Origin of the sequence: Mycobacteroides franklinii, assembly GCF_002013895.1 — a bacterium.
Lineage (GTDB): Bacteria > Actinomycetota > Actinomycetes > Mycobacteriales > Mycobacteriaceae > Mycobacterium > Mycobacterium franklinii.
The window spans coordinates 64944-77349 of sequence record NZ_MAFQ01000010.1 but is presented as its reverse complement, the minus strand read 5'-3'; the positions used below and the strand labels follow the sequence as shown (position 1 = coordinate 77349).

General features: G+C 59.6%; 11 protein-coding genes. 5 read left to right on the top strand and 6 right to left on the bottom strand.

Going from position 1 to position 12406, the window contains the following annotated elements; all coding sequences use genetic code 11:
* Window positions 1–448: 448 nt before the first annotated feature.
* Both B4393_RS17855 and B4393_RS17850 read right to left on the bottom strand, forming a co-directional pair.
* Window positions 449–1231: a hypothetical protein gene (locus tag B4393_RS17855; protein WP_078335216.1), complete on the bottom strand. Its 783-nt coding sequence runs from the start codon at window positions 1229–1231 to the stop codon at window positions 449–451.
* Between the two features lie 458 nt (window positions 1232–1689).
* Window positions 1690–2532: a hypothetical protein gene (locus B4393_RS17850; protein ID WP_191988870.1), complete on the bottom strand. Its 843-nt coding sequence runs from the start codon at window positions 2530–2532 to the stop codon at window positions 1690–1692.
* 959 nt (window positions 2533–3491) lie between these two features.
* Between B4393_RS17850 and B4393_RS17845 the strand changes: the two genes are divergently transcribed.
* The gene (locus tag B4393_RS17845; RefSeq protein WP_078335215.1) at window positions 3492–4244 is read left to right on the top strand and encodes a hypothetical protein; all 753 of its coding nucleotides are present in this window, start codon (window positions 3492–3494) and stop codon (window positions 4242–4244) included.
* A gap of 140 nt (window positions 4245–4384) precedes the next feature.
* On the opposite strand, the gene B4393_RS17840 is transcribed toward B4393_RS17845, so the two are convergent.
* Window positions 4385–4633 carry a DUF3297 family protein gene (locus B4393_RS17840; RefSeq protein WP_005058085.1) on the bottom strand — a complete coding sequence of 83 codons (249 nt, stop codon included), beginning with the start codon at window positions 4631–4633 and terminating at the stop codon, window positions 4385–4387.
* Between the two features lie 351 nt (window positions 4634–4984).
* On the opposite strand from B4393_RS17840, the gene B4393_RS17830 reads away from it, so the two are divergent.
* Window positions 4985–5536: a YaeQ family protein gene (locus B4393_RS17830; protein WP_078335214.1), complete on the top strand. Its 552-nt coding sequence runs from the start codon at window positions 4985–4987 to the stop codon at window positions 5534–5536.
* A 537-nt stretch (window positions 5537–6073) separates the two neighbouring features.
* Here B4393_RS17830 and B4393_RS17825 read toward each other — a convergent pair.
* The gene (locus B4393_RS17825; protein ID WP_157901288.1) at window positions 6074–6748 is read right to left on the bottom strand and encodes a TetR/AcrR family transcriptional regulator; all 675 of its coding nucleotides are present in this window, start codon (window positions 6746–6748) and stop codon (window positions 6074–6076) included.
* Between the two features lie 186 nt (window positions 6749–6934).
* Between B4393_RS17825 and B4393_RS17820 the strand changes: the two genes are divergently transcribed.
* Together B4393_RS17820 and B4393_RS17815 are read left to right on the top strand one after the other, a co-directional pair.
* Window positions 6935–7789, top strand: coding sequence for an oxygenase MpaB family protein (locus B4393_RS17820; RefSeq protein ID WP_078335212.1), 855 nt, complete (start codon window positions 6935–6937; stop codon window positions 7787–7789).
* Window positions 7790–7957: 168 nt separating this feature from the next.
* Window positions 7958–8716, top strand: coding sequence for a hypothetical protein (locus tag B4393_RS17815; protein ID WP_078335211.1), 759 nt, complete (start codon window positions 7958–7960; stop codon window positions 8714–8716).
* A 1237-nt stretch (window positions 8717–9953) separates the two neighbouring features.
* On the opposite strand, the gene B4393_RS17800 is transcribed toward B4393_RS17815, so the two are convergent.
* Complete coding sequence (locus B4393_RS17800; protein WP_133052605.1) at window positions 9954–10247, bottom strand: hypothetical protein; 294 nt, start codon at window positions 10245–10247, stop codon at window positions 9954–9956.
* Window positions 10248–10344: 97 nt separating this feature from the next.
* Window positions 10345–11175, bottom strand: a complete 831-nt coding sequence (locus B4393_RS17795; protein WP_078335208.1) for a M24 family metallopeptidase — start codon at window positions 11173–11175, stop codon at window positions 10345–10347.
* A gap of 217 nt (window positions 11176–11392) precedes the next feature.
* Here B4393_RS17795 and B4393_RS17790 point away from each other — a divergent pair, with 217 nt between their 5' ends.
* Entirely contained in the window at window positions 11393–12286 is an 894-nt protein-coding gene (locus tag B4393_RS17790) for a LysR substrate-binding domain-containing protein (RefSeq protein WP_078335207.1), read from the top strand.
* Window positions 12287–12406: the final 120 nt, after the last annotated feature.

The window sequence follows — 12406 nt, the reverse complement described above, 5'->3', positions numbered from 1 at the left end:
GGTCGTGTCCGTCGGATCGCGGCCCAGCCGATGATGATGACCTTTTCCGATGGCACGCGCCACTACCCTGACTTCTTTGCGCTGCACGGCAACGGCGACCGGTTCGTATATGACGTTAAACCGTCCGGGCGTATGAATGACACTGCGGCTACACAGTTCGAGAAGACCGCGGATGTCTGCGCGCATATCGGCTGGCGCCACGAGGTGCTACATGAAGCGCATCCCACGAAAGTTCGTAACCTTGAATGGTTGCGCTCTGCCCGCCATCCGCGCTATCACCCTGCGCAGAGCGGGTTCGAGCAAATCAGAATGCCCCCATGGGAGTTCGTAACAGCGCCCTAAAGCAGCTCACGACCGAGGTCCGCCCGCTCCCCCTCGTCGCAGAAATACTCGCCAGGTCGCGCATCTGCACAGTCAAGGTGAAGTGGCTGTCTGAATAAGGAGGATGTCACACGTGCAGGTCCCAGTAGTTTGTCCCACGTGCCTCATTTGTTGGTCTCCGGCCTTGCCAACCTCCGATTACGTTGTCGTGAATGATAGTGGTGCCGGTCGCACTAATTTGTTGTGTCAGAATGGGTTTGACGATCGGCCATACACAGTATTTGAACACTGCGGGATGCTCGTCGGGGTCGCGACAGCAAACCGCTCCAGCAACGCGGAGTATGAGTTTGACGTTCGGCAGACCTAACCCTGCTGTGATCGCTGCCGTGATTGCTTTAGCGAGCTTGCCTGCGGTGACGTCGATTATGAAGTCCAGGAGCCGGTCTGCGACGGTTCGGCGCCGCTGGGGGTAAGGGCGCACGATTATTGCCGCACCGGCGATCCCATCCTTGATTGCGTCCTTGAGTGCGGCCGTTGTGTACTTTTCGATTTCATCGAGGGCTTTGCACAGAGCGGCGAGGATGCCACACCAGACGTGTCCAGGATTATCCGCGGCCTCAAATTGTATCTGGCCCAGAGCAATCATCTCGTCGGTGATTGCCTTCGCGAATTCGTTTGCGGCGCAGCCGAGATTGTCGTTAGCTAGCGCGGTAACGATTCCCTCACGTGAAACCGTGCCGGCCGAGCCAGGTTGGAGCATTCCGTGAACATGTGTTACCTGCCGTGCCCTTACTGTCGCAATGTCGGCGTCGGTCACACCAACCTCAGCGACACCGGCAATCACTTGGGCTACTTGTTCAGTCGAGATACGAGTACGAATCAGTTCAGCTAAGGCAACCTCGACGGCCAACTGGTCGAAAGCATCAATTGCGATGTTTACAGCAACAGCTAATGCCTCATCTACGCCGCGCCCATGACGTATTGACGCCCGCCTGCCCGGGCCAAGTTTGGTCTCAGGGCCAGCCTTAGGGATACGGCGAGGACTGTACGCGTCGGGGTGAGGGTTCCCACCGCCACCTAGAGCAGTTCTAGTCCATTCCCGGGCCGCCGCACGCTCCTCCGGCACCGCGCTCACAACCTTGTATAGCCGTTCCGTTCCATGCCCGCGGCCGACACACGAACACCTACACGTCAGCCCCGCCGCCTTGCTGCAAACCGGATGCAAATCGCACACAGGTTCAATGTAACCGCCATCACACGATGCGGCAAAGAACCTTGAACCTCATCGTCTGTCAACTGCATTGAGACCGGACAGGTGCTAAGACGAGTTAGCCGCACTGTCGCTGGCCAATCTGGGGCCATGGATGGCTAGGTGTTAGCCAGCCCGGGCAGCGCAAGCAACGCCGAATCGATAGGCGGGTGCACCGGGGCGTAAAAGTGTCGAGCCCACTGTTTGATCGTCGGCCGAAGCCGATCCGGATACAGCGGTTTTCGTTGCGTCTTGGGTATTCGTTGCTGCGCGTGTACTTCGAACAACGCGACGGCGCATTCTGCCATCCCGACTGCGATGCTGACCCCGTCCACGATCAGGCGTGACATGTCCAGTTCGCCGCTGGGCATGTAGTCCAGCGGCCATTTGAGACCGTGCATGATGGCGGAACTGGTCAAGTAGAAACCCGATGCCGTGTCTTCAAATCCGAACGCTTTGCGGCCGTATGGCTCACCCTCTGCCGCGTGGGCAGGTGGATGTTTGACCAGCCACTTCGCCGCGAACCGCACTACCCCGTCGCTGGTGCGTACGGGTGCTTTGGGTGTGATGTTCTCGCCCCGTCGCAGCATTTTCACGCGATTGTCGAACAGCCGAACGTGCTCCGCAAAGTCCTTATACTGTTGGGTATCAGCATGATTGGGGTCAGTGTTGAACCACTTGGTGGTTGACGCGTGGTAGGAGCGCTGAGCATTCAACTCCGAGGTCGTGAACCGCACACTCAAACCGCGGCGCATCTGACGATCACGGTCGGACAGTAGCCATATCGTCGTCGCCGCCGACTCAATCGCAGTACGACACTGGGCAAGGATTGACGTTGTGTGACTGTCACGCGACTTTGGTCGCCACTCAATCAGTTCTGCTGTCGCGCAAAGGCAGTCGATAGCATTCATGATCGGAAACAGGGCTGTCGCGCTGACCATGTCGCCCGTGTACTCGTTCATGAACCCGGCGTCATCGGCGGCCAGGCTGCTGTTCGGATCCGCGTACTGGGGGTTGAGCCCCCAGGTATACAGCTCCTTGCCTCGCTGCGCTCGTATCAGTGTCCGACGCATCGCGTCGGCGGTCGTCAGCTTCTCGGACAGCCGAGTGAACAACTCCGTAGGGTCCATATCGGCCAGCCTCGGGTCAATCGTGGCGCCCTCCCCGTCGCATTGCGTGATCCATCCAAGCGAGGTCAACCTTATGCGTGAGGGCAGATACCCTCACCTGGCGGCCAGGTATCCAAGGGGCGGGATCGCCAGTAGACCCCGACCCGATCCAGCATTCAGCCAGCCCAGATGAACTGACAGGCTGGGGCGGCTTTGCAGCAAACAGAATATGCGCATCCGGATCATCTCGGACATAGCTCGCAATAGCGCGCCGCCACTATGAAAATCCAGAGGTTTCGCTCACTCCTTGGGCGCGCATCGCCGCTAGGCCCAGGAAGAATATGGCGGGTTGCCAGTAAACTCCCTGCATATCGCATCCAGATGAATCCTCACCCGCCTACCTGCCGGCCACCGCTCATCCCATCGTCTTCGGCTGCGGTGCAAGGCTTTCCGCCTGCCGTGCCTACGCTGTGGACTCGCGCCGCTTGCGGCGACGCCAACTGTGCACCGTCAGTTCCGCGACGCGTCGCAAGCCAGATATTTCTGCCGGTGGGCTCCATCACCAAGGATATTGGCCAGCAGACTCTCCAAAGTCGTCACTGCTCCATTGCGGCACAGCGCTGCGATAGCGAGGGCGACATCCACGCTAGCTACAAAACGGGCCGGTTGCACCAAATAATTACTTAACGCCCTTGCAACGCAATGTTTTTGGTCGTGCTCCGGATCGGTAAGCATCGTCTCAACACAGGTTGCTCCTTCAAATGGATCCCGGTGGCCGCAGGGACGGTGAAGGAGTGGTTAGGGTAGCGATCATGACTGTGCACGACCGGCTCGCTGAGCTTTCCCAGCGGATCACCGCGCTGACGGGGCAAACCATCAGCCGCGACCAGGTGATGGCCGTGGCAGACCAGGCCTGCAAGCAGCAGATCGATCTCGACGACGATGGCCAGCTGCGCACGCTGGTAGCAGAACTCTCTGCGCCGCTGGCTGTCGGTGGACCCGCAGTGCCGGGCATACAGTCTGGCCAGCCTGCTGAATCGGAGAACGCTGCCTCAACTTTGCCGGCACCCAGGCCTTCAGCCGCGGCGTCCGGAAACCGCCAGATGCGATGGGCGGTAGTCGCAGTTGTCGCAGTACTAGTGATCGCGGGGGGCATCACCGCCTACTTCGCGATCCGACGCGCCTCGAACCACTGCGACACTACGGTCGCCGCCGCCGAGGAGGTCGCCCACCTGAGCCTCGAGTTCACCGGTCTCGCAGAGCAGAACCTGCCCGCGCTCAAGGAGCGTCTATCCCCTGAGGTTTACACACAGTCCGAAGAGGCATTCCGCTCCGTCAGCACGATTCCGGGCGCAGATCGATACATCTCGCATATCGCCGAGCTGACCAGCAAGCAGGTCGAGTGCTCCGGTGCCAACGCCCGCGTTGAGTCACAGATCGCCTGGTCGGTAACGACACCTAGAAACCCTGCACCGCAGACCACGCACGGGACCTGGGCCACCACTCTCGAGTACCAGAAGAACCGGTGGATCGTCACCAAGGTCGAGTACGCGTCTAAGCACTGATGTGGCCGGTCCTGAGCGGTTTCGCCGCGAAACGCCCACAGGTACTTGTTGTAACTTGCTCGCTGCCGCTCGAGTCACGGGCCGACCGCCGGGGCCGGTTGACAACCACGCCAGAAATCCAGGGGCGTCAGCGTTTTTGCTCAGCGGAAAAAAGGTTCAACCGTGCCACTGAGCTTGACGACCATCGGATTTCCGCGGCGATCCTTCGCGGTGGGGACTTCAACACGCACCCAACCCTCGGCCACGTTGTATTCGTGAACATTGGTTTTCTCGACACCATTAAAGCGAATACCCACGTCGCGGCGAAGCACCTCTTCGCTATAGAAGGCGCTACGCGGATCGATGGAGAGGTGATTCGGTGGAACGTCTGTGTTCTGATCCTCGGACATGATGGCCTTCGTTGAATGCTGCGTTAGGTGCTCGGATTGTTCTCGAAGAATCTACGCGACCCTGCAGTAGCGGGTTGCGCGTAGGTCTAGGAGGACCGCTCTCCCCTGCCGCTTCTGATGAATTCCGCACGTTCGTATCGGGAGGAATGCGCCACTCTCCCATCGTGCGCTTCCACCAAGCTGAGTACCGCGTCTTCGTAGGCGATCAGCGCCTGCGCCATCGACGTACCCCACTGTTCCTGCATGGTTGCGTGCCTGGGTGGCTGACTCGAACTGGCGTCTGGCTAGGCGTCGTGACCACTGAATGCGACCTGACTGCTCGGGGGGCACCACTTGGGTGGACACTATGACGTGGCCCTTTCTGCAACAGTTTTCAAAGTCGAACTTGGCGTCTCCGATGTCGATCACGGTTACTACGCCGATCACGCACTGACCGTGGCCCGTCATCCCAGCGAGACCGATGAGCGGATGGTGGTGCGCTTGTTGGCTTTTGGGCTTCGTGCACACCGACTCAGCGACGTCGACGGCGAGTTGGCGTTCGGGCCAGGCCTGTCCACTCCTGGTGTACCGGACTTGCGGCTCGCCGACTACACCGGCCGGATCCTGGAGTGGGTCAACGTCGGCCAGCCCGATGAACGCGCATTGGGCAAGGCAGCCAGCCAGGCCGACCAGGTGCTGCTCTTCCCATTCGCCGCCGGCGTGGCCACCTGGTGGCGCACCGTCGGCCCCAAAGTGGCGGGGCTGTCGAACCTGTCGGTAGTTCAGATACCGCATGCAGCGGTGCAGCAACTGGCCCAGACTGTCGATCGACGGGTCTCGGCGCAGGTGATGGTGATCGAAGGTCAGGTGACGATGACCATAGGCGGGGTCGACGTCACCTTCACGCCCGAGCCATTGGAGTGAACGTCTGAGCCCTGGCCGCACCGAATAGTGCGAAATCGAATATGCAGAGTCACCAGTATATGCATTGCAACGGATGCACGATCCGCCACTGCCCTTGTCCGTTGTCCTCTCCGGATTTAGTTGGCCATTTTCCGGATAAAGATGGCCGCATACGGACTCGACTGCGGTTTCCGTGCATTGATAGCGGAGGAACTCCGGCAGCACATCGAGTTGCGTGAGCGCGCCACGTCGTAAGTTGACCGTTTGGGGCGTCCTGCAACGTATCCCGATCGCAACCGAGCTCGGATGACTAAGCGCCTTGTCGCTTCGCAGCCTTTCGGCTAACTAATCCTCACCCGTCCGGCTAACGATCAGCTTTCGCCGACAGTGTGAGATTGCCTTAGGGAGGCCGCTCCCCCTATCCGAGCTCAGTTCCGAATGATTATTGCAGCGCATGGGCCTGCACCTCTCTTGCCATGCCCCAGCGGGTAGCCCATCGCTCTGCGAGTGATCAAGCAAGCAAGGGACTGTCCCGTTCTACAGCAATTGGGGACGGACCTAACTGTCTCCCGAAGGGGCGACGCCAAGTTTTGTCGGCTCGTGTGCTGCTGGCGGCAGCATGGTTGACAGGATCGCCAGGAACAACCCGGTGCAGTCGTTGAGTAGTTCGTCGCGGGTGGCACTGGTGGGGTTGGCGATCCAGTTGGTGAGGATTTCAGCGAACCCGCCGACGACGAATCGGGTGGCGGTCAGTAGCTGCCGCCGGTTGGTGCCGGGGTGAAGGTAGCCGCTGCCGAGGTCGGCGATCATGGTGGCGATGCGTTCGGCAACGTGGCTTCGGCGCTGAGCCAACGGTGGGCTGGCGAGGGCGAGGCTCAGGGCGACGCGTCCCTTGCGGGGATCGTCGGCGGCGAGGTCGATGGCGCATTTGAGGTTGGCGCGGACTTGCGTGGCGATGTCGGGCGGTGTGTGTGCCAGCGTGTCACGGCCGAGATCGATCAGTTCATCCATGATGCGGTCGTAAACGGCCACGGTGAATGCGTCGATATCGGAGAAGTTCTCGTAGAAGTATCGCGAGGGCAGGTCGGCGGTTTCGCAGACCTTGCGCACTGTGGTGGCTGCCAGCCCATGGTTGCCGAGCAGCTCAAGGCCCGCGTCGAGCAGCCGGGTGCGCCGTTCGGCGCGGCGCTGGTCGCCGGTTTTGCCGCCATACACCCGAGCTTCGGTTGTCACTCGAATATCTTGACACACTTGTGCGCAGATAGTATATCTGTCTACAGTCGTGATCAGATGAAGGAGGCTCGAATGGCCGATCTCGTCGGGGAGGTTCTGTCCAAGTTGGTACGGAATCGAGGACGGCGGCCCCCGGTGTTTGGGCCGGGGACCATCTTCAGCGCAGCGCGCAAGGAGAGATGAAATATGACCGCTTCACAGCAGGAGATTCAGCCCGGGTTTAATCCGGCGGCTGACTTCAATCCCGAGGACTACACAACGGGGATCGCCGCATTCGTCAATGGAACAGCCAATGTGATCATGCAGTTAAGCCAGGCGCCGATCGGCTACGGGGTGATCGAAAGCCCCGTGCACAGCGGGAGCGTCATGTTGCACCCGATCAAACGGTTGCGGACGACGCTGAGCTACCTAGCGGTTGCCATCCTGGGCACCGACGAGGAACGACGCACATACCGCAACGCGGTCAACGTCTCACACCGACAGGTGCGGTCCGGACCCGACAGCCCGGTGAAGTACAACGCGTTCGACAAAAATCTGCAGCTCTGGGTCGCAGCGTGCCTTTACAAGGGCGTCACCGACACCACCACACTGCTATACGGGCCAATTCCCGACGCAGAGGCAGACGCGCTCTATCAACATTGCGCGCGACTGGGCACAACACTGCAGCTTCCACCGGCTATGTGGCCGGCAGATCGTGCCGCCTTCGCGAGGTACTGGGACGAGAACCTCGCACTCGCCTCAATCGACGACACAGTGCGCGCCTACTTCAACGCCCTGATCGACCTAGAGATGCTGCCACTGCCGCTGCGCTGGGCATTCGCGGGTAGCCACCGCTTCTTCGTCACCGGGTTCCTGCCGCCGCAGCTGCGCGCACAGATGCAAATGTCATGGACCGATTCTCAACAACGCCGATTCGAGCAGGTTACGCGCACCGCTGGCACGATACTCAGCCGGTCGCCCGCATTGGTCCGCATGTTCCCGTTCAACTACTACCTGTGGGACCTTCGTCGCAGAATCGCCCGAGGCAAACAACTTGTCTGACCATCAGTCTCATCTACCGCCAGGGCTGAGATGATTTGCCCGGGAACGCCTTTCATACCACAAGTCCCACCGCTACCCCAGCACGTGCGTTAGCGGTGCCGCCCCCGTTGAAACAGGTAGAACCATATGGGAAACATTGCACCATCCCGGAAAGCGTCGGAACCGCACATGCAATATCGCATACAGGTGTGGTGTGGGGTCGCGTTAAATATCTGCGGAGCACTCTATGCATTCGGGCTCATTATTGTTGCGCGGCTTCTGTTCCCGGCGCCAAACCCCAACGCTTCGGCAATCGAGATAGCTGCGTTGTTCGCGCAGAACAGTCATCGGATCCGACTCGGTGCCCTCATCATGGTGATCGGCATAGGATTCTTCGCGCCGTGGGGCGCGATGCTCGTGGCCAGGACCAGACTCCTTGAGGGCAGGCTCCCCATCTTCACGTACATGAGCGCAACAACCTTCGGCGCAACGCTACTGGCGACCTTCCTTGTTCCGGCCTGCTTTGCGATCGCCGCATTCAGAACTTGGACCAGCCCTGAAATTCCGCAGATGCTGAACGATGCCGCCTGGTACCTCCTGCTATATATCTGGCCACTGTTCACTGTCTGGATATTCTCCTTTGGGATACCCGTTCTCACGGCTCCCCAACACCGGCAGCTACATCCACGTTGGATCGGATACTTCAGCCTCCTTTGCGGAGCACTGTTCGGCACCTCATTCCTGGTAAATCATCTCAAGACCGGACCATTCGCATACAACGGGTTCTTCGGTGTTTACGTCCCGGCAGCGGCGCTCGGCCTCTGGGGAACGGTGATTAGCATTGAACTAATCCGCGCTGCACGGGCCGAACTGCACGCAACGATGCCCAGCGTTGGAAAGCACGGTAACTTGTCGCGGTCAAATCCCGGTCGCGGACAAGTTGCCTGACGGGGATAACCAGGTTCGCGGCGTCGTTGACGCCCGCTTGGACCGCTCTTCCACACAAGACGTCTCAGGAACCTGGCGCCGTAGTTCAACGAAGTGCGCACGCACAACCGTTTCGCGGCAGTTGACAACATAGCTTTTCATATTTGCTGCGGGTCTGTATGGTGCCGTCACAGTCAGTACAGGGGGCCTCATGGATGAGAAGCTGGCACTTAACACCACACGATGGAAGATCCTGCCAACCACAGCGGCCTCGCCGCGGTTGCCGTCGCGCTGTACTCCGCGACAGGTCTCCCCTCAGTGGCGCCAGCCTCCACACTCGCCGACATGTTGCTGTACGCCAGGCCAAAAATCATGGGCCGCAGGGGATGCAACGCCCATCTGGCACCGGAGTGCGGGCAACGTGACCGAAGCTCCGTCCACGGTGCAGATCAAACCGGCTGATTGCGCGTTCGCTACCAGCGGGTGCTGGTCTTGGCAGCAAGTCGGATGATGGCCGACGACACATCCGTGGCCCAAGCCCGCGTGCTGCTCACATCGCTGCACGAGCATGTCGATGAACTGACGCGCACGATCTCAGAAACCGAACATCAGATACGGCGCGCAAAGCACGGGTCCACGCTACGAAACAAACATCTGCGGATACGCCGGATGCGTCAAGATCTCTACGAGGCTTACCGTCTAATCGACCAACTGCACCACAGGTTCCCAAGCATCCGCAGAGAAAAGCCGCCAGCGCGAAAAACACCGTCCCCATGTGCTGATTGATCTACATACGGTCTCGGAGCAGGACATACATGTCCATGTCCCGCCCCGGCGAGGCCTAGGAGGCCAGCGCAGTCAACTCGTCGACAGCGTGCTAGCGGCAATGGATCTGACGGAGACAGCGCAGAGCTTTCTGCGGAACTGGTTTCCGGCCTATATGCTTTCCACCGACGCCGAGGCAGTCGGTCCCTTTCGCAAAGATCTGTTGGCCACCAGCAGCTTTGGACTGGCCCGTTGTTATGCGGCAGTTCGAGATGCTGCTCTACACCGCGTGATCTCGCTCATTGATCGCCCCACCTGGTGATCGCAGGCTAATTGACACGGCGACCTCGCTGGCCCACAGCCAGCAGATCGCCGCCGCCATTCCGGGCGCTCGCCTGCTCGTGCTGCCGGTGGTGCATTTGAGCAACGTAGAGCGCCTGCCAAGTTCGCGTGTGCGGTGCGCGAATTCCTCAGCTAGGCCTAGTTGTTCACCCTAGCTTGGCAAGACGCTCAAGGTGGGTTCGATAAGGGCCAGGAGCCTGCGCCGAGGTATGGCGTCGCCCGCCTGGATCGATAGGCCGTTGAGGGCAGTGGCCAGGTAGTCACCCAGCTGCTGGATGTCAGTTTCGGGCGGGAGCTCGCCGCGACGGACGCCATTGAAGGAAACGTCACCGTGGCCGCCCTCAACACCAGCCCTTCGAGCGTCATACGGAATGGCCAACATCATCCGGACAGACCCCACCCAATACTCCGGGAAGATGGCCAAATACCTTGTTGCGCTGGTCAACTAAATCCGGAACCGACATCCGTTCTCACTCAACATGGCAGCATTCTCAATCAGCGTGTCAGATGTCTGTAGCAGGGCCGTTGTCTCTGAGTTCCTGTCAGTGGGAGTGGAAGGTGACGTCTTCCCCCTTTCGCAGGTCGAGTACTTCGCATCCGTTGTCTGTGACCGCGACGACGTGCTCCCAGTACACGGCGAGCGACCCATCCGCGGTGACGGCCGGCCGTGTGGGTGTGTCAAGCCTCTTACCTTCTCCAGATCCCGCACATATGAACGGCTCCACAGTGATAACCATCCCCTTCTCCAGTACGCGCCCTTCGTTGCGTGGGTCTTTGTAGTAAGGGATGAGCCATCCGTCGGCGTGCACCTGACCCGTCGAATGTCCGGTGCCGCTGGGTACCCGGAGCATGGAGAAGCCGAAGGACTCGACGTAAGTCTGCACGCGTTCTGCGATGTCCTGGATCTTCGCCCCTGGTTGCACCAGGCTGATTCCCAGACACATGGCCTGGTAGCCGACCGCGTTGAGTAGTCTTGCCTCCGAAGAAGTCTCGTCGCCGACGATCCACATCCGTTGCGTGTCCCCGCACCAGCCATCTTTCTTCAAGCTGACATCGACGCCGAATAGATCACCGATCCGCAACGGGGCATCTGTCGGCTCGCCGCTGAACGCGACATCGTTGTGCGCGATGGAGATTGAAGCGTACTGACTCGCGTCATAACCACTCAGGTCCTCGCGATCGATCTCCGCCCCATACTTGTCCACAATCAACGAGTGTGCGATCGCATTGATCTCGTTGGTGGTGACACCAGGGCGCACGTGCGGCGATATCTCTTCAAGGACCTTCGCGGCAATGCTTCCCGCGACCCGGAGTTTCGCGACGTCTTCGGGAGACTTGATTGAAATCGTGTCATAGTCCACACCGTGACCCATAACAGCCCTCTCCTCACATTAATTTGTACAACTCTTTTCGATACTGATTCGCGATCAACTCGAATTTAGTCGGAAGCGTCCGTCAAATCGAACGAAAGTATTTCAATGGGACTGTGAATAGATTTTGTTGACGAATTCTGATCAGGGTAATATTTCAGGCGGTTCTGCCGAAAAAGTCGTTGACTACAGTCAACGCAGGGCCTGCAGAGGAGTCCAGATGGTCCCGCCGGTGAACTACGCGAGCCTTCGGGCCCTGGAGGCCGCAGAGCGACGCAGAAGCTACTCGCTCGCTGCCACCGAGCGCTACGTCACCCACAGCGCAATCAGCCACCAAATCCGGCAGTTGGAGTTGTCTCTCGGGATCACCTTGTTCGTTCGATCAGGAACGCAGATGCTGCCAACCCCGGAATGCAGCCGCTTGGCCTCACGGATCCGAAGGGCCTTGAACGAGATCGATCAGGCGCTCGCTGAAACGAGCGCGCGGCAAGGCGCCGCGGTCACGCCTTTGCTTCTTAGTGTCATGACGGACTTCGCCATGTTCTGGCTCATCCCCCAACTCGGTACGTTTACAGCCCAGTATCCCGAAATAGAGTTCACAGTGGCCCCGCACACCGATATCACGCCGCCTGACCCTCGCACCGCCGACATCGGGATCTGGCACCAGAAGGCCACCGCTCACGGGTATAGGAGTGTGCGCCTGACCGAAGACAGCGTCATCTGTGTCTGCAGCCCGGACTTCGCCGCCCGCTACCCAGATTTAGGCAACAAACAACTAGTTGACGTCCCACTGCTCCGCTTCGGATCCCGATCGTGGCGGGAATTTTTCGAAGCGGCCGGAATCGAAGATGCCCCTCCCGAAAAAGGCCCGGTTTACCGTGACGCGGGCGCTCTGCTGCAAGCAGTGATCTCGGGACACGGGGCGGCGATGATCCGCCGCCACATGGCAACGCCCTTTCTGGCGCGCGGCGAGCTCGTTCGCATTGGGACGGCCGAGGTACCCGCGCAGCTTGATTATTACGTCACATGGATGGAAGACCACCCACGAAGGAAGGACATCGACACGTTCGTCACATGGCTCCGCGAGAACCTCACTGCGAAGAATGGAAAATAGGCCATTTCGAAAACGACAAGCCATTGCTGCGGCGACCTGATCGCATTAATCGAATATGCGGGTTATTAGTAAACTATTCCGCTTTCACGTACCGAATCGGGCCAGTCCTCCACTTCATAG